General features: G+C 68.4%; 18 protein-coding genes and 2 tRNA genes. 11 read left to right on the top strand and 9 right to left on the bottom strand.

Annotated elements, in window-relative coordinates:
• Positions 1-89: 89 nt before the first annotated feature.
• From JOD49_RS11325 to rpmH, 8 genes are all read right to left on the bottom strand, one after another.
• Positions 90-1,358 (bottom strand): ParB/RepB/Spo0J family partition protein, encoded by a 1,269-nt coding sequence (locus JOD49_RS11325; protein WP_205307276.1) that lies wholly within the window; start codon positions 1,356-1,358, stop codon positions 90-92.
• Positions 1,355-2,365: a ParA family protein gene (locus tag JOD49_RS11320; protein WP_205308938.1), complete on the bottom strand. Its 1,011-nt coding sequence runs from the start codon at positions 2,363-2,365 to the stop codon at positions 1,355-1,357. Before JOD49_RS11320 ends, JOD49_RS11325 begins: the two co-directional genes overlap by 4 nt.
• Before the next feature lie 364 nt (positions 2,366-2,729).
• Positions 2,730-3,410: a 16S rRNA (guanine(527)-N(7))-methyltransferase RsmG gene (rsmG, locus tag JOD49_RS11315; RefSeq protein ID WP_239525198.1), complete on the bottom strand. Its 681-nt coding sequence runs from the start codon at positions 3,408-3,410 to the stop codon at positions 2,730-2,732.
• Positions 3,411-4,581: 1,171 nt separating this feature from the next.
• Positions 4,582-5,103 carry a Jag family protein gene (locus JOD49_RS11310; RefSeq protein ID WP_205307275.1) on the bottom strand — a complete coding sequence of 174 codons (522 nt, stop codon included), beginning with the start codon at positions 5,101-5,103 and terminating at the stop codon, positions 4,582-4,584.
• 71 nt (positions 5,104-5,174) lie between these two features.
• Positions 5,175-6,239 carry a membrane protein insertase YidC gene (gene yidC, locus JOD49_RS11305; protein ID WP_205307274.1) on the bottom strand — a complete coding sequence of 355 codons (1,065 nt, stop codon included), beginning with the start codon at positions 6,237-6,239 and terminating at the stop codon, positions 5,175-5,177.
• Between the two features lie 58 nt (positions 6,240-6,297).
• A complete protein-coding gene (gene yidD, locus JOD49_RS11300; RefSeq protein WP_307822504.1) occupies positions 6,298-6,585 on the bottom strand; it encodes a membrane protein insertion efficiency factor YidD in 288 nt (95 codons plus the stop codon).
• 26 nt (positions 6,586-6,611) lie between these two features.
• Positions 6,612-6,977, bottom strand: coding sequence for a ribonuclease P protein component (gene rnpA / locus JOD49_RS11295; protein WP_205307272.1), 366 nt, complete (start codon positions 6,975-6,977; stop codon positions 6,612-6,614).
• 6 nt (positions 6,978-6,983) lie between these two features.
• Entirely contained in the window at positions 6,984-7,121 is a 138-nt protein-coding gene (rpmH, locus tag JOD49_RS11290; protein WP_010849920.1) for a 50S ribosomal protein L34, read from the bottom strand.
• Between the two features lie 492 nt (positions 7,122-7,613).
• Between rpmH and dnaA the strand changes: the two genes are divergently transcribed.
• From dnaA to JOD49_RS11240, 11 genes are all read left to right on the top strand, one after another.
• A complete protein-coding gene (dnaA, locus tag JOD49_RS11285) occupies positions 7,614-9,041 on the top strand; it encodes a chromosomal replication initiator protein DnaA (RefSeq protein WP_205307271.1) in 1,428 nt (475 codons plus the stop codon).
• A gap of 1,394 nt (positions 9,042-10,435) precedes the next feature.
• On the top strand, positions 10,436-11,566 hold the full coding sequence (gene dnaN / locus JOD49_RS11280) for a DNA polymerase III subunit beta (protein ID WP_205307270.1): 1,131 nt from the start codon (positions 10,436-10,438) through the stop codon (positions 11,564-11,566).
• Between the two features lie 49 nt (positions 11,567-11,615).
• A complete protein-coding gene (gnd, locus tag JOD49_RS11275; protein WP_205307269.1) occupies positions 11,616-12,515 on the top strand; it encodes a phosphogluconate dehydrogenase (NAD(+)-dependent, decarboxylating) in 900 nt (299 codons plus the stop codon).
• 177 nt (positions 12,516-12,692) lie between these two features.
• Positions 12,693-13,907 carry a DNA replication/repair protein RecF gene (gene recF, locus JOD49_RS11270; protein ID WP_205307268.1) on the top strand — a complete coding sequence of 405 codons (1,215 nt, stop codon included), beginning with the start codon at positions 12,693-12,695 and terminating at the stop codon, positions 13,905-13,907.
• Positions 13,900-14,490, top strand: a complete 591-nt coding sequence (locus JOD49_RS11265) for a DciA family protein (protein ID WP_307822503.1) — start codon at positions 13,900-13,902, stop codon at positions 14,488-14,490. Before recF ends, JOD49_RS11265 begins: the two co-directional genes overlap by 8 nt.
• A gap of 348 nt (positions 14,491-14,838) precedes the next feature.
• Positions 14,839-16,878: a DNA topoisomerase (ATP-hydrolyzing) subunit B gene (gene gyrB / locus JOD49_RS11260; RefSeq protein ID WP_307822502.1), complete on the top strand. Its 2,040-nt coding sequence runs from the start codon at positions 14,839-14,841 to the stop codon at positions 16,876-16,878.
• 224 nt (positions 16,879-17,102) lie between these two features.
• On the top strand, positions 17,103-19,787 hold the full coding sequence (gene gyrA / locus JOD49_RS11255; RefSeq protein WP_205307267.1) for a DNA gyrase subunit A: 2,685 nt from the start codon (positions 17,103-17,105) through the stop codon (positions 19,785-19,787).
• A complete protein-coding gene (locus JOD49_RS11250; RefSeq protein ID WP_239525196.1) occupies positions 19,784-20,776 on the top strand; it encodes a DUF3566 domain-containing protein in 993 nt (330 codons plus the stop codon). The genes gyrA and JOD49_RS11250 overlap by 4 nt, the downstream gene beginning before the upstream one ends.
• A gap of 128 nt (positions 20,777-20,904) precedes the next feature.
• Positions 20,905-20,978: transfer RNA gene (locus JOD49_RS11245), tRNA-Ile, on the top strand.
• A 30-nt stretch (positions 20,979-21,008) separates the two neighbouring features.
• The gene (locus tag JOD49_RS20155; RefSeq protein ID WP_210410998.1) at positions 21,009-21,128 is read left to right on the top strand and encodes a DLW-39 family protein; all 120 of its coding nucleotides are present in this window, start codon (positions 21,009-21,011) and stop codon (positions 21,126-21,128) included.
• A gap of 30 nt (positions 21,129-21,158) precedes the next feature.
• Positions 21,159-21,231: transfer RNA gene (locus tag JOD49_RS11240), tRNA-Ala, on the top strand.
• 207 nt (positions 21,232-21,438) lie between these two features.
• Here the strand turns inward: JOD49_RS11240 and JOD49_RS20540 are convergent.
• Positions 21,439-22,413 (bottom strand): hypothetical protein, encoded by a 975-nt coding sequence (locus JOD49_RS20540; RefSeq protein WP_205307266.1) that lies wholly within the window; start codon positions 22,411-22,413, stop codon positions 21,439-21,441.
• Positions 22,414-22,519: the final 106 nt, after the last annotated feature.

The following is a 22,519-nucleotide window of genomic DNA, read 5'->3' as shown; positions in this document are numbered from 1 at the left end:
CGACTCACGACATCGGCCCCGATGAGCAACCGCTCATCGGGGCCGATGTTTCACGTGAAACGTCCTGGTCGCTCACCGACCCGACGGAACTACTGGCGCAGCAACCCCGGGTCCTGGGGGGCCATCAGGTCCAGGATCCTGTTGAGGTCCTCGACGGACGCGAACTCCACCGTCAGACGTCCCTTGTTCTTCCCGAGGTCCACCTTCACGCGCGTCTCGAAACGGTCTGAGAGTCGCGAGGCCAGATCATCGATGGCAGCACTGCGCTGACCGGGCCGCGGCGTGCGTTCGACGGGTCGCTTGGAGTCCAGTCCACCCAGGGCGACGATCTCCTCGGTGGCACGCACCGAGAGCCCCTCTGAGACGATCCTCTGGGCGAGCCGCTCGATCTCTGCGCCGTCCGTGAGCCCGAGCAGTGCGCGGGCGTGCCCTGCCGACAGGACGCCGGCCGCGACGCGGCGTTGCACCAGCGGAGGAAGACGAAGCAGGCGGAGAGTGTTCGAGATCTGCGACCGGCTCCGGGAGATGCGCGTCCCGAGCTCCTCGTGCGTGCAACCGAAGTCGTCGAGAAGCTGGCGATACGCCGCAGCCTCTTCCAACGGGTTCAGTGCGCTGCGGTGGAGGTTCTCGAGGAGCGCGTCGCGCAGAAGGTCCGCGTCGTCCGTCTCGCGAATGATGGCGGGGATGACCGTCAGGCCGGCTGCCTGCGTCGCCCTCCACCGCCGCTCACCCATGATCAGCTCGTACGCTCCGGGGTTCTCCGGGTCACGACGCACGACGATGGGCTGCAGGACGCCGATCTCCCGGATGGAGCCGACGAGCTCATCGAGCTCCCCCTCGTCGAAGACCGTGCGTGGCTGCCGCGAGTTCGCCCGGATGAGCCCGACCGGGAGCTCCGCGAACGTCGCACCAGGAACCGGCACCAGCTCGGACGAGGAATCCTGTGCAACCTCTCCCGACGTGTCGACCGGGCGCGTTTCACGTGGAACATCGCCATCGGGGTGCGCGTCGCTCGCTGCGACACCGACGGTCGAGCTCTCGGCCGTCGGGGCGTCGGACAAAGGAGCGTCGATGCTCCCTGTCGCAGAACCGTCACCGGCCGCGGTGAGCGCGGCGAGCTCCTCCTCATCAGCACCCCCGAGAGATGCCGGGGAATCAGCGTCGATACGCTCGATCGTCAGCACTGTCGTGTTGGGCGCATCTGCGCCCACTCCCCCCGAGTCCCGGTTCGCGTTCTCGGCGACGTCCGCCGGACGCGGGGCGGAGGGGAAGAACACGTCCACCGGACGCTCACGCTCAGGACTGGTCGGAATCAATGCTCCAAGACCACGACCGAGCCCACGGCGCTTCTCACTCATCGTGCATCCTCCTGGTAGCTAGGCAGCACTGCCCATCGCTCGGCGAGGTAGTTCTGCCGTGAGACGTTGCGAGATGCTCCGTCGACGGGTTGGACAGGCAAGGGTTCGGGGCGGCCCCGATCGGCAACCTCACGGGCCGCTTCGAGATACGCGAGCGCTCCGGTCGAGCTCGGATCGTACGTGATGACGCTCTGGCCGTGACTCGGCGCCTCCGAGATCCTCACCGAACGAGGGATCGACGTCTTGAGGGTCTGCTCGGGGAAGTGCTCACGCACCTCGGACGCGACCTGTTGCGCCAGGTTGGTGCGCCCGTCGTACATCGTGAGCAGGATCGTCGACACATGCAGACGAGGGTTGAGGTGCGCCTTGATGAGCTCGATCGTCTTCAGGAGCTGGCTGAGCCCTTCGAGCGCGTAGTACTCGCACTGAATAGGGATCAGCACTTCACGGCCGACCACGAAGGCGTTCACGGTCAACAGACCAAGGCTCGGTGGGCAGTCCACGAGAACGTAGTCGATCGGTGCGAGACCCTGCGCGACTCTCTCCTCGAGGAAGTCGTCGACAGCCTTTCTCAGCCGTGTTTCACGTGAAACCAACGAGACGAGCTCGATCTCGGCGCCCGACAGGTCGATCGTCGCGGGCACGCACCACAGCGTCGGGAGATCCGGGCACTGCTGAACCGCCGAGGACAAGGGGGCGCCATCGACGAGCACCTCGTAGACCGAGGGGGTCCCGGCTCGGTGCTCGACCCCGAGGGCCGTGGAGGCATTCCCCTGCGGATCGTTGTCGATCACCAGCACGTTGAGCCCGGCCTGCGCGAGACCGGCCGCCAGGTTGACGGTCGTCGTGGTCTTACCCACCCCGCCCTTCTGGTTGGCGATGGTGATGACTCGGGTCGATGCCGGACGAGGGAATCGTCGTCCCTGCAGATCGATCCGTCGACGAGCATCGATGGTGAGCTGCGCCGCAAGAGGGGTGTCGTCATCCATCTCAGGGAGGCTCGCCATGAGCTCCTCGCGCCGACTCTCGTCGTAGGTGTTGTCCGACGGATAGCCGTCAGATGTTCCACGTGAAACGTCCGCGAGATACGTCGTGTCCCGACTATCGAACGGGATGTCCTGCTGCTGGTCGGAACTCTCAGTCACGCCCATCTCCCTCACTTGACCTACTCCAGCATGCGCCCCGCCGCAGCCTCATCCGTGGACCGCCGAACGCGTGTCGTCGCCGAGTCTCTCGGCTCACTGAGCAAGAGATTTCTGACGCCCTGTGTCACCCTACGTGGTGCGGTGGATCTTCCGCCGCCTCGCATCCTGGGCGGTCAGGGAAACGCGTCCTGGACGAACGGCGGTCACCCAGGAGACGTTGCACGGATCAGAGCTGAGCCGGCGTGCGCCGGATCCGGAGCACCGTCGTCGGCTCGACCCCATCGACACTGGACGCTTCGAGAACCTCAGGCTCTTCCGTCTTGTACTTGCGGAGCACCTTCCGCGCCGGCTCGATCTCTTGCATCACGTTGCGCCCCTTGAGGACGACCATCTCCCCACCGCGCTCTACCAACGGCAGAGACATGCGGGCCAGCTTCTCCAGCGCGGCGACCGCGCGCGACGTCACCGCCTCACATTGGAATGCCCCGTGATACTCCTCGGCGCGTCCGCGCAGGACCTCCACGTTGGACAGACCCAGCTCCGCGACGACCTCGGTCAACCAGGCACACCGACGCTCCATCGGTTCGATCAGAAGGACCCGAGCCTCAGGGCGCATGGCGGCGATGACGATGCCTGGAAGTCCTGCGCCGGAGCCGATGTCGGCGATCGAGCCCGTCTGGGGGAGGAACTGGACCAGCGCTGCCGAGTTGAGGATATGCCGCTCCCAGATGCGCGAGACCTCTCGTGGGCCGATCAATCCGCGCAGCTCGCCTTGATCGTGCAGCATCTCTGCGAAGCGGGCGACGAGCGGGTACGCCGCGCCGAAGTACGCCTGAACTTCTGGAGAGTCGGCGAGTGTTTCACGTGAAACATGGCCTTCGACGGCGTCGCTCATCTCGTGGGTCATCTACTCCTCTTTCCGTACTCAAACTCCCAAGGGCAGTCGGGCTACGCCGAACAGTCCGGGTCCATGGTGTCACGTCTGAGACATCTGCGGTGTTGTGCCCAGGCCCCCTGTGACTCCCCCGTCGGACAGGCCCCTGGTCCAGATCTCCTCGCGGCCGAGAGCGCGGCCGAGCCGGTTGCTCGACCCTGCAGGTGAGCGCGGGGAGGGGGCCCAGAACCGGCCGAAGTTCCGCCTGGCACGGGCGGACCCGGCGCACGGCGGCTGACGCGCGGCGCGCGGCGCATGACGTCCAGTGCCCAGTGCCCGGTGCTCGGTGCCCGACCCGCGGCACCCGGCACCCAGCACGCGGCACCCAGCCTGCAGTACCAGGTACCAGGCACACCCGGCACCGAGATCGGGGCCGCCTGAGACCACAGGCCGAGGTTCCCGGCGCCAGATCGCCAACGACGGTGCGCTGCTACCCAGCGCAGTGGCAGGCACTTACGGGAGCCCAGCTCACCGGAGGGCCGTCCGCCGAGTCCAGAGGCGCACTGCACCAGCGCGACATCGCCACCCAGCGCGGCGGCGGGCACTTACGAGAGCCCAGCTCACCGGACGGCAGACCGCTGTGTCCTGAGGGCCACTGCACCAGCGTGACACCGCAAGTGGGGGTGCGGAGCAGACGGAGGGGACGGCTCTCCGGCCGCCGCCGTCCGCGCGAAGAGACACGCACCTGCACGTCGGCAAGAGGCCCCACCCCTCCCCCGCCGGTGAGGGCCGCATCCCGCCCTGTCGGATGAGGGCGTCAGCGGTCCCTGCGCGCATCCGCGAGATCCGGTAGGGCGGGACCGCCGGCCCGGGTCGCACGATCAATCAACGGGGGCGTTCACGTGCAGCGCAGGGGCGACGTCGGCCACGATCGAGGCCCTTCAGCCCCGAGGGGGCGGCAGAGCCCAGAGCCGAGCGGGGGCCTCCGCCCACCGAACACGGGGTCATGTCTGACGGATCGATCTGCGCGAGAGCGTCCACGACCGCCAGGCTGTCGCCCTCGGAGGACGCGCAGCGCGCGGCCGCTCACTGGAGAGGCGCTGGAACACCCTGCGTGATGCGCGCGGAAGTGCGTGGCCCGTACAACACAGCCGCCCGATGTTCCACGTGGAACATCGGGCGGCTGCGAGGTGACCGAACGGGGTCAGGTGGCGTCAGCGGGACGGATCACGACGTAGCGGTCCGGATCGGTCCCCCGAGAATCGCTCGTGAGCCCAGCGGCGGCGACGACATCGTGGACCACCTTGCGCTCGAACGCGTTGAGCGGCTCCATCGAGAGCTCGGTACCCGATTCCCGCACCGTCGCGATCGCCTTGGTCGCGAGATCGGTCAGCTCCACCTTGCGCTGCGCCCGGAAGCCCGCGATGTCGAGCATGAGCCGGCTCCGCTCCCCCGTCCGCGCCTGCACGGCAAGTCGCGTCAGCTCCTGGAGAGCGTCGAGGACCTCGCCCTCCTTGCCCACCAGGTGACGGAGCGACGCGGGCTCGTCAGCGACGATCTCGAGCGCTGCACGACCATGGTCGATGTCGATGTCGATGTCGCCGTCAAGGTCAGCGATGTCGAGGAACTCCTCGAGGTAATCCGCCGCGACCTCACCTTCCTCTTCGAGGCGCGTCATCTCGTCGGGTGCGTGGTCTTCGGCAGCAGGTGCGTCGGTCGACGACATGGCTGACTCCTTGGGGTCATGAGAACCCCGGGGTCTCGGAGGAACCTCGGCGCTCTCGGAACAGGTCTGGGCTACTTCTTCGGCTGCTTCGGCTTGGGGGAACCCTTACCGGTCCCCGTTGCCTGGCCGTCGGACTCGTCGTCGGCAGGTTCATCGTTGACCTTGTCCGACGGAGCCGTCGTTCCGTTGATGACGCGAGGCGTACCCGGCTTCTGCCGGTCCTTGCGCTTGGGCTGCTGGCGCTGACCGCGGGGCTGCTCGATGACCGGAGCCGCCTCCTCGACGATCCCCTTGGCCGCAGCCTTGCGGGCCTTGCGCTCCTTCAGCAGTCGCTCGGCCTCAGAGCCCGGAGCGGGCATGCGCCTGATGGTGTAGAACTGCTGGCCCATCGACCAGAGGTTCGTCGTGGTCCAGTAGACGAGGACACCGACGGGGAAGTTCACGCCGGACACCGCGAAGATGAAGGGGAAGACGTAGAGCATCATCTTCTGGGTCGAAGCCATGGGGCCCTCGAGCGCCGACTTCGGCATGTTCTTCATGGTCAGCTGGCGCTGCGTGAAGAAGGTCGTGGCGCACATCGCGACGATGAGGACGCCGATGACGATCTTGGCCTGCATGTCGTCGGTCTTGAGGAAGATGTCCGAGAGGTGCGCACCGAACAACGACGAGCTCTCGATGTCGCTCGCGACGCTCGCGTCGATCGGACCGATGGCCTTGGCATCACCGTTGGAGATCGGCACCAGGCCGTTGAGCACACGGAAGAGCGCGAAGAAGATCGGAGACTGCAGAAGGATCGGCAGGCACGAGGCGAACGGGTTGGTCCCGTGCTTCTTGTACAGCTCCATGGTCTCGCGGCTCATCGCCTCGCGGGACGCCGGGTCCGACTTGCCCTTGTACTTCTTCTGGATGGCCTGCATCTCCGGCTGCAGCATCTGCATGCCACGGGAGGCCTTGATCTGCTTGAAGAAGAGCGGGATCAGGAGGATACGGATGATGATCACGAGGCCGACGATCGAGAAGACCCATCCGAGCCCCGGTCCGTCGCCCATGCCCAGGAACACGAGCCCCTGGTGACACAGGTACATGATCCACGCCACGACCCATTCGATCGGCGCGAGGAACGCGAAGAAGTCCATCCGTACTACTCCCTAACCTTCAACAAACTGGGTCCTGCCGGCGTCGCCGGCAGGAGGACTAGTGCGAGTGCTTCCTCAGCGCCTCGGGGACGTCGTCGACGCCGCCCTTGCTCCAGGGATTGCACCTCAGCAGCCGCCAGACGGCGAGCCGTACGCCTCGCAGCACTCCGTGCCGTCGTATCGCGACGAGCGCGTACTGCGAGCAGGAGGGGTAGTACTTGCAGGTAGGACCGGTCATCGGCGAGATGACGCTCTGATACGCCCTGATGAGCCCTACCAGCACGAGCAGCGGGATCTGCCGGACGATCCGCCACGCCCGGGAGATCCAGCCTGGCGAGCTGCTCACCGCACGATCAGCCTGGACGGTCGCGCTCATGCGTGAGCCGATCGGCGGTCCCACTGGGCAACGGCACGCTTGATGCACGACCCGAGGTCCTGGTCGAGCTGGGCGTAGTCGCTGCCGGACGAGGCGGGGAGGGCCCTCACGACGACGAGGCTCCCCGGCGGCAGTGCATCGAGGTACGCCGAAGACGCGGCGCGCAGGCGCCGCTTCACCTTGTTCCGATGCACGGCGTTGCCCACGGCCTTGGAAACGACAAAACCGACCTGTGGTGGCTCGTCTCCCCCAGGGTCTTGGGAGAGATGAACCACCACGGTCGATCGTCCCGCGCGCACGCCACGTCGCACCGCCCGTTCGAAATCTACGGAACGGCGCAAGCGGTGCGCCGCGGGTAGCACCTGCTGTCAGGCAGAGAGCTCGGCGCGGCCCTTGCGACGACGGGCTGCCAGGATGGCGCGGCCGGCGCGGGTGCGCATACGCAGCCGGAAACCGTGGGTCTTCGCACGGCGCCGGTTGTTCGGCTGGAAAGTCCGCTTGCTCACGAGGTACTCCAAGAACGTCGGGGAGGTACACCGTCTATGTCCTCGACGATGCAGTGCTACAGCTGGAAGGGATGCAGTTCTGCACCCCAGCCGCCCGTGTACCCGCCACGATCAGTCCGTGGATTCGCCCCCGTGAGGGCGCGCGAAAGTACCTGGAACGGCTGTATGACGTTACGCCGCCGACCCCCCTCGGGTCAAACCCGGCCTGACCGACGCCGAGCCTGTCATGATATGTCGCTCGGTGGCCGGTACGTCTACTCTGGTCAGTGGCACGGGTGCCCTCCTGGGCCGGTGGCACCATGGTGCGCGTCGCCACGCAGGCACGCGGCCCACCGTTCGGCACCCGATCACCGGACCACGACCCACTCCCGCCGGGAGCGTTGCCACTACTCCCCACAGGTTGTGGAAAACTATGTGGATAACGGGTCCGCGTGGCACACTCCAGACTGATCCTGATCATCATGCAGCACCCGACGACGAAGGAATCACCTGGTGTCCAACCCCGACGAGAACATCACTGACGTCTGGGCTCAGACCATCGCCGTCCTCGAAGCCAGCCCCGACATGACGCCGCGGCAGATCGCGTTCATCAAGCTGGCCAAGCCCCTCGCGATCCTCGACGACACCGTGTTCATCGCCGTGCCGCACGAGCAGACGCGAACCTACCTGGAGACACGGGTCCGTGACGAGCTCGTCTCCGCGATGGCGGGGGCACTGGGTCGGGACGTCAGGTTCGGGATCACGGTCGATCCCGAGCTCGCGGCGGAACCGCCGTCCCCCGCGGCTCTGACCGCCAGCGTGCCCGAGCCGGCGATGCCGGTCCACGTCGAACCCGAGCGCGAGCGGATGCTCCCGGCTCCGGTTCCTCAACGTCCGCACGCCGAGCCGACCCGCCTGAACCCGAAGTACATCTTCGAGACGTTCGTCATCGGCTCCTCCAACCGCTTCGCCCACGCAGCGGCCGTCGCGGTCGCCGAGGCACCCGCCAAGGCCTACAACCCGCTCTTCATCTATGGGCAGTCCGGCCTGGGCAAGACCCACCTGCTGCACGCGATCGGGCACTACGCGCACAACCTCTACCCCAACGTCCGTGTGCGCTACGTGAACTCCGAGGAGTTCACCAACGACTTCATCAACTCCATCGGTGAGGGCAAGGCCGGCGCGTTCCAGCGCCGCTACCGTGACGTCGACGTCCTCCTCATCGACGACATCCAGTTCCTGCAGGGCAAGGAACAGACGATGGAGGAGTTCTTCCACACGTTCAACGCGTTGCACAACGCCAACAAGCAGCTCGTCATCACGTCGGACCTGCCCCCCAAGCAGCTCAACGGCTTCGAGGACCGACTGCGCAGCCGGTTCGAGTGGGGTCTGATCACCGACGTCCAGCCGCCCGACCTCGAGACCCGCATCGCGATCCTCCGCAAGAAGGCCGCGAGCGAACGTCTCGCCGTCCCGACGGACGTCCTGTCGTACATCGGCTCGAAGATCTCGACGAACATCCGCGAGCTCGAGGGTGCACTCATCCGCGTCACCGCGTTCGCGAACCTCAACCGCCAGCAGGTCGACCTCGCGCTCGCCGAGATCGTCCTCAAGGACCTCATCACGGACGACGACGCCTCGGAGATCACCCCGGCGAGCGTCATCGCACAGACGGCCGCGTACTTCGGGCTGACCATCGAGGACCTGTGCGGCAGCTCGCGCTCCCGCGTCCTCGTGACCGCTCGGCAGATCGCCATGTACCTGTGCCGAGAGCTGACCGACCTCTCCTTGCCCAAGATCGGTCAGCAGTTCGGCGGCCGTGACCACACGACGGTCATGCATGCGAACCGCAAGATCACCGAGCAGATGGCCGAGCGTCGTTCGACGTACAACCAGGTCACCGAGCTGACGAGCAGGATCAAGCAGCAGCACCGGGGCTGAGCCCGCAATGCGTCACGCCGGGTGATCCGGCGGGTCGGGCCCACCCCCGGGAGTCGACGGCGGTGGGCCCGTTCCCCGTCCCCCTCGTGGGGCGCTCCCGTCAGGCCCGGCCGGCCCACCCAGCCCGCGCTGCCCCCCGTGGGCCCCGCGGCCCACCGTGGCCCACGGGGGTCACCGTGGCCCACCGTCAGGCTCGCCGCGAGCGAGACGCACCCGCCCGCCCCCTTCGTCCCCGCTTGACCGGGTCCCGCCCCGCCGGCACTGCGCTCCCCGCCTGGAGATCGAGCGTCGTCGTACGGCCGGCAGACCGCGAGCCGCAGCTGGCGACCTCGCCACCTGCGGCACTATCCCTCGCAGCGCCGCTCCAGCTCCCCCGCGCCGACTGCGTCGTCGGGTGGACCCTGTCCGCACGGTGCAGGTGCCCGTCCGAACGGCTCGTCGAGGCGTCTGCGTCCACAGCCCTGGGCGCCTGGAGGCGTCTCGCCGTGGACAGGCACCCGGGCTCGCGCTCGACGGCATGCCGGTTATGCACCGTATGCGGCTTACCTGTGGATGAATTCTCCGGAGCCGATCCGGGTTGTGCACAGATGCCCGACGACGGCGCTCGCCTGGGGCCTGGACGTCTCTCCACAGTCCTGTGGATGCACAGGCGCACCACACCCATGTGTACAAGTGCCTGTGGACATCAACTTGTCCCCAGAGTTGTCCACAAGGGCTGGGGGTATGTCCACCACTCGTCGCCAGCCGTCCCCAGATCGTGAGCTGTGCGTCCCCAAGCGCCTGTGTACAGGGCACTCTGTGCTGTGTACAGATCCCCCTGCGGCCGCGATCCCCACAAGGTTGTGCACCTGCCTGTGGATAACTGTGGATGAAGGGCCACATCGTGTGGACAGAGGATGTCCTCTCGGTGGACGGCGATCTGTGGACAACTCGCCGTCAACAGTGCCTGCGATTTACCCACAGGCTCGTACCCACTTCGTCCACACGCAGAATGTGCCGCTGACCAGGGCGAAGACCCGTTTTCCACACTTTGCACAACACCGATGACTACGACGAATGATCTCTAAGAGGAAATATCCACACGCCTTCATCTGGTCCCGAGCCGCTCGAGCTGCCTCAACTCGCACGTGTGACCGCGGTCACACGAAAGCCCGGGCGGTCCCTGGATCGACACCGATCCACAGAGCGTGCCAGAGGTACCGGGCAAGGCCAGGACTCGCGTAGGGTTCATGCGGGCACGGCGACCCGAACAGGTCTCGTCCTCCCCGACGGTGAGGGGGACGACGCGAGGAACAGCGACGTGCGGTCTTCATGCACAAGCGAACTCACCCCTGTGTACCGCGCGGTCGAGTGCCTGACATGTGAAGATCGATCCATGGACGAGAGGGTGTGGGATGAAGTTCCGGGTTGAGCGTGATGTCCTGGCCGACGCAGTGACCTGGACGGCCCGTACGTTGCCGACGCGGCCTCCGGCGCCCGTTCTTGCAGGGGTACGCATCGAGGCCGACGCGGTGGGCACCATCGGGCTGTCGAGCTTCGACTACGAGGTGTCCGCACGCTCCGAGATCCCTGCCGAGGTCGTCGAGCCGGGGACGGTCCTGGTCTCCGGCCGTCTGCTCGCGGAGATCTCCCGCGCTCTGCCCGCCAAGCCGGTCGACTTCGCGGTCGAGGGCAACAAGGTGATCGTCACGTGCGGCGCGAGCCGTTTCACGCTCCTCACCATGCCGGTCGAGGACTACCCGGCGCTGCCGGCCATGCCGGAGCTGTCCGGCACCGTCTCGGGCGACGAGCTGACGCACGCCGTGGCCCAGGTGACGGTGGCCGCGAGCCGCGACGACACGCTGCCGCTGCTGACGGGCGTGCGCATGGAGATCGACGGCGAGCGCATCACGCTCCTCGCGACGGACCGCTACCGGCTCGCGCTGCGTGAGCTCACGTGGACTCCTTCCTCCCCCGACTTCAACGCGGTCGCCCTCGTGCGTGCGCGCACGCTCAACGACGTCGCGAAGTCCCTGGGCAGCTCGGGCCTGGTCAACGTGGGCCTCACGGCGGGCACGGGCGTCGACCTCATCGGCTTCGAGGCGGGTGGCCGCCACACGACGTCGCAGCTCGTGGACGGCGACTACCCGGCGGTCCGTCGGCTCTTCCCCGACGAGACCCCGATCCACGCGGTCATGGCGACCGCACCGCTGATCGACGCGGCCAAGCGCGTCTCGCTCGTCGCGGAGCGCAACACCCCGATCCGCCTGTCGTTCACGGACGGGCAGGTCGTGCTCGACGCGGGCCAGGGGGACGACGCGCAGGCGTCGGAGGCCCTCGAGGCCGTCCTGGTGGGCGAGGAGATCTCGGTCGCGTTCAACCCGCAGTTCCTGCTCGACGGCCTGGGCGCGCTGGGGACGGACTTCGTCCGTCTGAGCTTCACGCACCCCAACAAGCCGGTCGAGTTCACCGGTCAGGAGTCGCTGGACGGCGAGGACTCGTCGCACTACCGCTACCTGCTGGTCCCCATCCGCTTCGCGAGCTAGCGGCGGCTGGCCCGCGCACGGCACGAGCTCAACGGTACGGAGGCACGCGATGGTCACCCACATCGGTCTGGTCGGACTCGGCAAGATGGGCGCGAACATGCGCACCCGTCTGCGCGCGGGCGGCATCGAGGTCACGGGGTTCGACCAGAACCCCGAGGTGTCGGACGTCGCCTCGCTCTCCGAGCTGGTCGCAGCTCTTCCGCCGGGGCAGCGGTTCGTGTGGGTCATGGTCCCGTCCGGGCCGATCACGCGCAGCGTGGTGACCGAGCTCGCGGGACTGCTCACGGACGGAGACGTCGTCATCGAGGGCGGGAACTCCCACTTCTCGGACGACGCCGTGCACGCCGCGGAGCTCGCTCCCCTGGGCATCGGGTACCTGGACGTGGGCGTCTCGGGAGGCATCTGGGGCCTCGAGAACGGCTACGGCCTCATGGTGGGCGGTGACGCGGCGCTCGTCGAGGCCGCGATGCCGGTCTTCGACGCGCTCCGGCCGGACGGACCGCGGGAGGAGGGCTTCGTGCACGCCGGGGCCGTGGGGGCCGGGCACTACGCGAAGATGGTCCACAACGGCATCGAGTACGGCCTCATGCAGGCCTATGCCGAGGGGTACGAGCTCCTCGAGGCCAAGGACATCGTCACGGACGTCCCGGGGACCCTCAAGGCCTGGACGCGCGGCACGGTCGTGCGGTCGTGGCTCCTGGACCTCTTGGTCAAGGCGCTCGAGGAGGACCCGGAGCTGGGCGAGATCAGCGACTGGGTCGAGGACTCGGGCGAGGGCCGCTGGACCGTGGACGAGGCGATCGACAGCGCGGTGCCGCTCCCGGTCATCTCGGCCGCGCTCTTCGCGCGCTTCGCGTCCCGCCAGGGGGCGTCGCCCGCGATGAAGGCGGTCGCGGCCCTTCGTCAGCAGTTCGGCGGGCACGCCGTGAAGCCTGCCGGCGGTTCCTGAGGCGGACGTGCTCCCTGCCCGACGACGTCGCTCGCCCGGTAGGTCGTCGTACCGGGGAGGCCGCACACTGGTAGGCGTCGCCCGGTGCCCTTCTCCACAGGCTGTCCACGCACTGTGGAAGGGCCGCCCCGTCACGACCGACACCACGACCTGTTCGACCCGACGCCGTAGGACCTGATGTACATCTCTCACCTCTCGCTCGCGGACTTCCGCTCGTACGCGTCCGTCGACGTCGAGCTCGAGCCCGGCGTGAACGCCTTCGTCGGCCCGAACGGACAGGGCAAGACGAACCTCGTCGAGGCGATCGGCTACGTCGCGACCCTGGGCAGCCACCGCGTGCCGTCGGACGCGGCCCTGGTGCGTGCGGGCGCCTCGCGGGCAGTGGTCCGGGCACGGATCGTCCGGGGCGACCGGGCGAGCACGGTCGAGATCGAGATCGCGGCGGGCAAGGCCAACCGTGCCCGGATCAACCGTGCGCCCGCGGGCAAGCCCCGCGACGTCCTGGGCATCGCGCGGACCGTGCTGTTCGCGCCCGAGGACCTGGCTCTGGTCAAGGGCGACCCCGACGGTCGTCGACGGTTCCTCGACCAGCTCGCCGTGCTCCTGGTGCCGCGGTTCGCGGGGGTCCTCTCGGACTACGACCGGGTCCTGCGTCAGCGCAGCGCGCTCCTCAAGTCCGCGGGCGGTGCGATGCGCGCCGCTCGCTCGTCGACGCCGGACCTGCGCACGCTCGACGTGTGGGACGCCAAGCTCGCGGCGACGGGTGCGGAGATCGTCGCGTTGCGGCTCCAGCTCGTCGCGGCTCTCCAGCCCTACGCCGCGGCGGCGTACGAGCAGGTGAGCTCGGGGCAGGGTGAGGCGCACATCGCCTACCGCTCCTCGGTCGCGGCCGCCCTCGAGGACGTGAGCGACGCCGTCGGGGCGCAGGGCGAGACGCAGACCGTCGAGACCCTCGAGACGCAGCTCCTCGAGGCCATGGCCTCCTTGCGCAGCAAGGAGATCGAGCGCGGGGTGTGCCTCGTGGGGCCGCACCGCGACGACCTCGTCCTGACCCTCGGGAACCTCCCGGCGAAGGGGTACGCGAGCCACGGCGAGTCCTGGTCGTTCGCGCTCGCGCTCCGCCTCGCGTCGTACCGGCTCCTCACGGACGGGGCACCGGAGGCGGCCGGCTCGCTCCTGTGGTCGCCGGACTGGGGGCCCGACGGCGAGCCCGTCCTCCTGCTCGACGACGTGTTCGCCGAGCTCGACGTGCGCCGTCGCAACAAGCTCGCGGACCTGGTCGCAGGGGCCAACCAGGTCATCATCACGGCGGCCGTGCCCGAGGACGTGCCCGCCCAGCTCTCGGGTCTGCGGCTCGATGTGTACAACGGCCAGGTGACCAGACGTGCGTGAGGTCGGGGAGCACGGCGAGGACGGCGAGGACGGCGAGGACGAGGAGCCCGGCCGTGCTCAGGGCCTGCCCGTCGGCGAGGTGGTGGACCTCACGCCTCCTGCCCAGGTCGCGCGCGAGGCCCTCAACCGTGCTCGCGCCGCGGCGCGCGCGAAGGGCATCCGGCCGGGGCAGCCGTCGCGACGCGTCCTGGCCGATCCTCCCCCGTCCACCGGGGCGCGGCCGGGGGGCCGCGACCCGCAGACGTTCGGCGCGGTCGTCCAGCGCCTGCTGCACGAGCGCGGGTGGGTCCAGGACGTGTCCGTCGGCGGGGTCGTCGGGCGCTGGCGCGAGGTCGTCGGCGACCAGGTGGCCGACCACTGCGAGCCCGAGACGTTCGAGGACAAGGTGCTCGTGGTGCGGGCGGACTCGACCGCGTGGGCCACGCAGGTACGGTTGCTGACGCCCCGGCTGCTCGAACGACTGGCCCAGGAGGTCGGCGAAGGCGTGGTCGAGTCGGTCACGGTGCTGGGGCCGACGGGCCCCAGCTTCCGCCGTGGTCCGAAGTCGGTCCGGGGGCGTGGGCCGCGCGACACGTACGGCTGAGTAGACCGTCCGGTTCGTCCCGGTATGGCCCTCTCGGCCGGGGTCTGGTCGTCCTTGCTCGTGGGTAGATCCATCACCCTGTGGAGAACCTTGTGGAGAACTTGCCCCCAGAGCCTCATAATCCGCTGTTTCGGCTACCTCCCAGGTAGAATGGAGAGGTCATTCCGGGTACCTCCGCGAGCACCGTCTGGGTGCACCGCGCGAGCCGGAACCGATGAGCCGTGCAGCGATCCTCCCCAGCGGGTGAACCTGTCGCGTGCATGATGACGAGGAGCGCTTCCGCCCGTGGCAGAGCACACAGACAACGTCCCTTCCAGCCTGCCCCCGGAGAGTGGTGAAGGGCCGGGCGTGGACCGGGACCCCTCTGGTGGCACGTACGACGCGAGCAACATCACGGTCCTCGAAGGGCTCGAGGCCGTCCGCAAGCGTCCCGGTATGTACATCGGGTCCACCGGTGAGCGCGGCCTCCACCACCTCGTGTACGAGGTTGTGGACAACTCTGTGGACGAAGCTCTCGCAGGGTACGCCGACACCATCGACGTGACACTTCTCGCCGACGGAGGTGTACGAGTCACGGACAACGGCCGTGGCATCCCCGTCGCGATCCACCCGACCGAGGGAAAGCCGACCGTCGAGGTCGTCATGACGATCCTCCACGCCGGCGGAAAGTTCGGCGGCGGCGGCTACGCGGTGTCGGGCGGTCTGCACGGCGTCGGCATCTCGGTCGTCAACGCGCTCTCCTACAAGGTCGAGACCGTGGTCAAGCGTGACGGGTACACCTGGACCCAGAACTTCAAGGACGGCGGCAAGACCGACGGTCCGCTCGTCAAGGGCGAGGCCACCACGGAGACGGGCACGACCCAGACGTTCTGGGCCGACCCGGAGATCTTCGAGACGACCGAGTTCGACTTCGAGACGCTGCGCTCGCGCTTCCAGCAGTACGCGTTCCTCAACAAGGGGCTGCGCATCACGCTGACGGACGAGCGCCGGCAGTTCCTCGACACGGACGACGAGGTCACGGGACAGGTCGTGGACCCCGCGGAGGACCTCGTCGCGGCCCCGGAGGGCGAGGACGAGTTCAAGCCCCGCGTCGTGTCCTACAAGTACGACGACGGTCTGGTCGACTACGTCAAGCACCTCAACTCGGCCAAGAAGGTCGAGCTGATCCACGACGAGATCATCGACTTCGAGTCCGAGGACAAGGAGCGACGCATCTCGGTCGAGATCGCGCTCCAGTGGACCGGCTCGTACTCCGAGTCCGTGCACACGTTCGCCAACACGATCTCGACGACCGAGGGCGGCACGCACGAGGAGGGCTTCCGTGCGGCCATGACCTCGCTGGTCAACGAGTACGCGCGGGCCAAGAGCATCATCAAGGAGAAGGACGACAACCTCACGGGCGACGACATCCGCGAGGGCCTCACGGCCGTCCTGTCGATCAAGCTCGGCGAGCCGCAGTTCGAGGGCCAGACCAAGACCAAGCTCGGCAACACCGAGGCCAAGTCCTTCGTCCAGCGCGTGGTGCGCGCTCAGCTCACGGACTGGTTCGACTCGCACCCGACCGAGGCCCGCGACATCATCCGCAAGGCCATCCAGGCCTCGCAGGCGCGGCTCGCGGCCCGCAAGGCGCGCGAGGCGACCCGCCGCAAGGGCCTGCTCGAGTCCGGCGGGATGCCTGGCAAGCTCAAGGACTGCCAGTCGAACCGCCCGGAGGAGTGCGAGGTCTTCATCGTCGAGGGCGACTCGGCAGGTGGCTCGGCGGTCCGTGGGCGCAACCCCCACAACCAGGCGATCCTGCCGCTGCGCGGGAAGATCCTCAACGTCGAGCGCGCTCGCCTCGACCGGGCCCTGGGCAACAACGAGGTCCAGGCCCTCATCACGGCGTTCGGGACGGGCATCGGCGAGGACTTCGACATCGCCAAGCTGCGCTATCACAAGATCGTCCTGATGGCCGATGCCGACGTCGACGGCCAGCACATCTGCACGCTCCTGCTGACGCTGCTCTTCCGGTACATGCGACCGCTGATCGAGCACGGCCACGTGTACCTCGCCCAGCCGCCGCTGTACCGCCTCAAGTGGTCCAACGCGCCGCACGACTACGTGTACTCCGACCGGGAGCGCGACGCCTTCCTGCTCGCCGGCCAGGCTGCGGGCAAGCGCATCCCCAAGGAGAACGGGATCCAGCGCTACAAGGGTCTGGGCGAGATGGACTACTCGGAGCTGTGGGACACGACCATGGACCCCGAGCACCGCACGCTCAACCAGGTCACGCTCGACGACGCCGCTGCAGCGGACGAGATCTTCTCGATCCTCATGGGCGAGGACGTGGAGTCGCGCCGCAACTTCATCCAGCGCAACGCCAAGGACGTGAGGTTCCTGGACATCTAGCGGGGACGCGGCCGGGAGCCGTGGGGCGGTCGGGTCTTCCACCCGGCCGCCCACGTCGGCCCGGACCGGGCCCCGCCCCAGGCACGGAGTCCGCGCAGCCCGGCACGGCTGCACGGACCGCGGTCCGCGCTCGACGTGAGCGCACCGACGACCGGACCACCGGCTCCGTGCCACGACGCAGCTTCACCACCCAGCAGGACCACGACAGGACGAGGTAGACGACGGTGACGGACGAGACTCCCGAGCAGGACGAGAACCAGGGAACCCTCCCCGGTGACGGGACCGAGGCAGTGGTGCGGTCAGACGGCACGGTCGCCGTGCAGCACGGGCGCATCGAGCAGGTGGACCTCCAGCTCGAGATGCAGCGCTCGTACCTCGACTACGCGATGAGCGTCATCGTGGGCCGTGCACTCCCCGACGTGCGGGACGGGCTCAAGCCCGTCCACCGTCGCGTGCTGTACGCGATGCACGACGGTGGATACCGTCCCGACCGGGCGTTCTCCAAGTGCAGCCGTGTCGTCGGCGACGTCATGGGCAAGTTCCACCCGCACGGTGACACGTCCATCTACGACGCCCTGGTGCGCCTGGTCCAGGACTGGTCGCTGCGTTACCCGTTGGCGGCCGGGCAGGGGAACTTCGGCTCCCCCGGCAACGACCCGGCGGCCGCGCCGCGGTACACCGAGTGCCGCATGGCGCCGCTGGCCACGGAGATGGTCCGGGACATCGACAAGGAGACCGTCGACTTCCAGGACAACTACGACGGTCGCACGCAGGAGCCCGTCGTCCTGCCCTCCCGCTTCCCGAACCTGCTGGTCAACGGTTCGGCCGGGATCGCGGTCGGCATGGCCACGAACATCCCGCCGCACAACCTCCGTGAGGTCGCGGACGGCGTGAAGTGGCACCTCGAGCACCCGGAGGCCTCCAAGGAGGAGCTCCTCGAGGTCCTGCTCACCAAGATCAAGGGCCCCGACTTCCCGACCGGCGCGACGATCCTCGGCCACAAGGGCATCGAGGAGGCGTACCGCACGGGTCGTGGCTCGATCACGATGCGCGCGGTCGTCAACGTCGAGGAGATCCAGAACCGGATCTGCCTGGTCATCACCGAGCTGCCCTACCAGGTCAACCCGGACAACCTCGCGCTGCGCATCGCCGACCTGGTCAAGGACGGCAAGGTGCAGGGCATCGCCGACATCCGCGACGAGACCTCGGGCCGTACGGGGCAGCGCCTGGTCATCGTGCTCAAGCGCGACGCGGTCGCCAAGGTCGTCCTGAACAACCTGTACAAGCACACGTCGCTCCAGGAGAACTTCGGCGCGAACATGCTCGCGCTGGTCGACGGCGTGCCGCGCACACTGAGCATCGACGCGTTCGTCCGTCACTGGACGACGCACCAGATGGACGTCGTCATGCGCCGCGCCCGGTTCGACCTGCGTGCCAAGGAGGAGCGCGCGCACATCGTGCGCGGCTACCTCAAGGCGCTCGACGCGCTCGACGCGGTGATCGCTCTGATCCGTGGTTCGGCCACGGTCGAGGACGCTCGTGAGGGCCTCATGGCGCTGCTCGAGGTCGACGAGATCCAGGCCCGGGCGATCCTGACGCTGCAGCTGCGCGCGCTCGCCGCGATGGAGCGCCAGAAGCTCGTCGACGAGTACGCGGAGCTCGAGGCCGCGATCAAGGACCTGAACGACATCCTCGCGCGCCCGGAGCGCCAGCGTCAGATCGTGGGCGAAGAGCTCGACGAGATCGTGACCCGCTTCGGAGACGAGCGTCGGACCACGATCCTCCCCTACGACGGCGAGGTCTCGATCGAGGACCTCATCGCTGAGGAGGAGGTCGTCGTCACGATCACGCGCGGCGGCTACGCCAAGCGCACGCGCAGCGACAACTACCGTCAGCAGAAGCGTGGCGGCAAGGGGGTGCGCGGCACGCAGCTGCGCGAGGACGACATCGTCGACCACTTCTTCGTGACGACGACGCACCACTGGCTCCTGTTCTTCACGAACCTGGGTCGTGTGTACCGGGCCAAGGCGTACGAGCTCCCCGAGGGCGGGCGGGACGCCAAGGGTCAGCACGTCGCGAACCTGCTCGCGTTCCAGCCGGGCGAGAAGATCGCGCAGGTCCTGGACCTGCGCGACTACGACGCCGCCGAGTACCTGGTGCTCGCCACGCGCCGCGGTCTGGTCAAGAAGACGCGCCTGGCGGAGTACAACTCCCCGCGCTCGGGCGGCCTCATCGCGATCAACCTGCGCGAGGACGAGGAGGGCAACACCGACGAGCTGGTCTCGGCCCGTCTCGTGGACGCCACCGACGACCTGATCCTGGTCTCGCGCAAGGGGCAGTCCATCCGCTTCACGGCCGACGACGACGCCATGCGCCCGCTGGGTCGCTCGACGTCGGGCGTCACCGGGATGAAGTTCCGCGAGGAGGACGACCTGCTCGCGATGGACGTGGTCCGCGACGACGCCTTCCTGTTCACGGTCACCGAGGGCGGAATCGCCAAGCGGACCCAGCTCACCGAGGACAACTACCGCGTCCAGGGCCGCAACGGCTTCGGCATCAAGGTCGCGAACCTTCCCGAGCGCAACGGTGACCTGGTCGGGGCCCTCGTGGTGGACGCCGACGACGAGGTGCTCGTCATCATGGAACGCGGCAAGATCGTGCGCTCGTCGGTCGACGAGGTCAAGCCCACGGGACGCACGTCGCAGGGCGTCATCTTCGCCAAGCCGGACAAGAACGACAAGATCATCGCCGTTGCCCGTAATGTCGAACGTCGACTGGGGGAGGATCGGGATACCGTGGACGAGGACGCGTCCGAGCAGGGGCAGTCCGAGGTCGCCTCTCCCGCCAGCACCACCGGGCAGGAGGCTTCGTCGGAAGCGGCCCCCGGAGCCACCGAGGATGGTAGATGAGCAGCGAGAAGAAGTCCCCGCCGACGATCGTGCCGAAGGCGGTGTCGCCGCGCCCTGATGAGGTGACGAGCACCGCGACCCGCCCTCCGGCGAGCAACGGCACCGCACGGCCCGCAGGGGGCGGGACGACCAACGGTGCCCGGACAGGGGCGAGCGCCCCGGTCCCACCACCTCCCCCGGCGACGGGAGCGACGCCGTCGGACGGGGCGGCGGCGAGCGAGAAGCCCGTCCCGCCACCGCCGGCCTCCGGCGGCGCGACCGCTCGGTCCGGTGCGCTGAAGGCGGCTGCCGCCGCCATGGCGACGGCCAAGGCCGCCGCCAAGAAGCTGGCCGAGCCCGCACCGGCGCCTGCGCCCGCGCCCGCGAAGCAGAGCGAGAAGCCCTCCGACGAGATCGACGACCGAACGGTGCCACGTGTGAACAAGACCCCGGCGAGCGCAGGCGCACCCCCTGCGAGCGGTGCCCCGGAGGTGCCCGCCATGCACTACACGGCGGCGGGCTTCAGCGGGGCGGCGAGCCCGGTCACGGGGGCCACGCCCGTGGCTGGGGCCCCGGGACCCGCCGCACAGGCGCCGAGGCCGGCACAGCCGGCGACGGGTGCGACACCCGCGGCACGCCCCGCTGACGGTCCTCGTCGGGTACGCCTCGCGATCTCGCGCGTCGACCCCTGGTCGGTCATGAAGCTGTCGTTCCTGCTGGCGGTGGCGATCGGGATCATGACGGTCGTCGCGACGGCGGTCCTGTGGACGGTGCTCGACGGCATGGGCGTCTTCACCGAGACGGACGCGCTGATCCGGAGCATCGTCGGCGAGGAGTCCAAGGTCGACGTGCTCCAGTTCGTGGAGTTCAACCGGGTGGTCGCGCTGTCGACCCTGATCGCGATCGTGAACATGGTGCTCATCACAGCGCTGTCCACGATCATGGCGTTCATCTACAACATCGTCGCGGCCATGGTGGGCGGAATCCACCTGACACTGACGGACGACTAGGACATAACACCCCAGACCGGGACGTCGTCCGAAGGGCCTCGAGCTGCTTCGGAGCACGTCGGACGATGTCCCGGTTTGGGCGCACCCCGAGAAGTGCGGTAGTCTCAAGCGCTGCCGCAGCACAGCAAGGGCCTATAGCTCAGACGGTTAGAGCGCTTCCCTGATAAGGAAGAGGTCAGAGGTTCAAGTCCTCTTAGGCCCACTGCCGGAAACCCACCCGAGGGGGAACGTCATGAAGAAGTTCTTCGTACTGCTGCTCGTTGCCGGCGCCGGATTCTTGATCTGGCGCAAGGTGTCCGAGGACAACAACGAGCGCGATCTCTGGGCAGAGGTCACCGACACCTTCGAGTGACGGTCTCTGCGGGGTGGTTCCGCGTGATCTGGGGCCATGGCGCAATTGGTAGCGCACCTGCTTTGCAAGCAGGGGGTTAGGGGTTCGAGTCCCCTTGGCTCCACAGAAGTGAGAGGCCGTCGGCCGGGTCTTCGGACCTGGACGGCGGCCTTTCGCGTACCCCCGGGGCCCTTCTCTGCCCGACGCCTGCCCGACGCCTCCAGGCTGTGGGCGGGTGGGCGGGCTCGCCGGGACCCCGGAACGCCGAGAGCCCCGACCGGTCCTGCCGGTCGGGGCTCTCGGGTCTGCGGCGTGGGTGCCGGGTACGACGTCAGGCGGTCGGCTTCTTGCCGTCCCCGGCCGCCTCGCCCTCGTCGCCCGACGGCGCGGCGTCCTTGGCCCGTGTCGTCGCCTTGCGCGTGGCCTCCTTGGCGTCGCTCACGGCCTCCTGGACCTTGCCGGTGATCTTCTCGCCGGCGTCGGTGACCGCTTCCTGGACCTTGCCGCTCGTCTCGCGACCCTTGGCGACCGCGACGCCCGCTGCCTCGCCGACGGCCTCGGCCGCGTTGTTGACGGCCGCACGGGCATCGTCGAAGGTCGAGGCGGGGACCTGGTCCCACGGCTCGGCCCACGGGTCGGTCGTGGGCTGGGCACGGCGCCACAGGACGTAGGCGCCGCCCGCGGCGGTGACGCCGCCGACGACCCACCAGAGCGCCTTGCTCTTCTTCTGGGGGTCGGCCTGCTCGGCCGCGGCGGTGAGCTTGGCAGGTGCGGCCTTGGCGGCCTTCTTGGCCGAGGCCGCCGAAGCGTCGAGCCCCTTCCTGGCCGCCTTGGCCGCCTTCTTCGCAGCCCTCTTGGACAGCGTCTCGGCTGCCGCCGCCGAGGCCACCGTGGCAGCCGCAGCGGCCTCGGCGTTGCGGGAAGCAGCCTCTGCCGCGGCGGTCGCCGCGGCGTTGAAGCTCGCGACGATCTTGGGCAGGACCTCGTCCACGAGCTTGTCGTGCGCGGTGTCGATGGCCGGGCCGGCCTTCTCCGCGGCCTTCTCGACGCGCGGGGCAGCTGCCTGCAGGCTGTCCTGCCACGCCTTCTCGAGTCGAGGCGTCGCCCACTCGACGAAAGCCTCGACCTTGGGCTGGCCCCAGTCCTTGGCCTGGTCCGCGAGATGCGCGGCCGTGGTCTGCGCCTTGGTACCAGCGTCACCGACGAGCGCGGCGAGCTCAGCGGCCTGATCCTTGATCTTCTCGGAGTCGATCGACGAGATCGTGTCGTTCACGGCTCGGGTGGAACGACGGGTGCGGTCGGACATGAAGCCTCCTGGTGTTCACGGTGCTGGTCAGGGTCGCTGGAACTCCACTCTGCCACCGGGCCTGGGCACCCGCGAGGCAAGCGCGCCGTCGTCCTCGTCACGAGTC

The organism is Oerskovia jenensis, assembly GCF_016907235.1.
In the GTDB taxonomy this organism is placed as follows: Bacteria; Actinomycetota; Actinomycetes; order Actinomycetales; family Cellulomonadaceae; genus Oerskovia; species Oerskovia jenensis.
The sequence above is the reverse complement of the archived record's forward strand: the minus strand, read 5'-3'. Positions and strand labels throughout refer to the sequence as shown.

Excerpts from the sequence above, each read along its gene's own strand:
- JOD49_RS11325 (WP_205307276.1), bottom strand. The coding sequence starts at position 1,358 with ATGAGTGAGAAGCGCCGTGGGCTCGGTCGTGGTCTTGGAGCATTGATT.
- JOD49_RS11320 (WP_205308938.1), bottom strand. The coding sequence starts at position 2,365 with ATGGCGAGCCTCCCTGAGATGGATGACGACACCCCTCTTGCGGCGCAG.
- rsmG (WP_239525198.1), bottom strand. The coding sequence starts at position 3,410 with ATGACCCACGAGATGAGCGACGCCGTCGAAGGCCATGTTTCACGTGAA.
- JOD49_RS11310 (WP_205307275.1), bottom strand. The coding sequence starts at position 5,103 with ATGTCGTCGACCGACGCACCTGCTGCCGAAGACCACGCACCCGACGAG.
- yidC (WP_205307274.1), bottom strand. The coding sequence starts at position 6,239 with ATGGACTTCTTCGCGTTCCTCGCGCCGATCGAATGGGTCGTGGCGTGG.
- dnaN (WP_205307270.1), top strand. The coding sequence starts at position 10,436 with ATGAAGTTCCGGGTTGAGCGTGATGTCCTGGCCGACGCAGTGACCTGG.
- gnd (WP_205307269.1), top strand. The coding sequence starts at position 11,616 with ATGGTCACCCACATCGGTCTGGTCGGACTCGGCAAGATGGGCGCGAAC.
- recF (WP_205307268.1), top strand. The coding sequence starts at position 12,693 with ATGTACATCTCTCACCTCTCGCTCGCGGACTTCCGCTCGTACGCGTCC.
- JOD49_RS11250 (WP_239525196.1), top strand. The coding sequence starts at position 19,784 with ATGAGCAGCGAGAAGAAGTCCCCGCCGACGATCGTGCCGAAGGCGGTG.
- JOD49_RS20155 (WP_210410998.1), top strand. The coding sequence starts at position 21,009 with ATGAAGAAGTTCTTCGTACTGCTGCTCGTTGCCGGCGCCGGATTCTTG.
- JOD49_RS20540 (WP_205307266.1), bottom strand. The coding sequence starts at position 22,413 with ATGTCCGACCGCACCCGTCGTTCCACCCGAGCCGTGAACGACACGATC.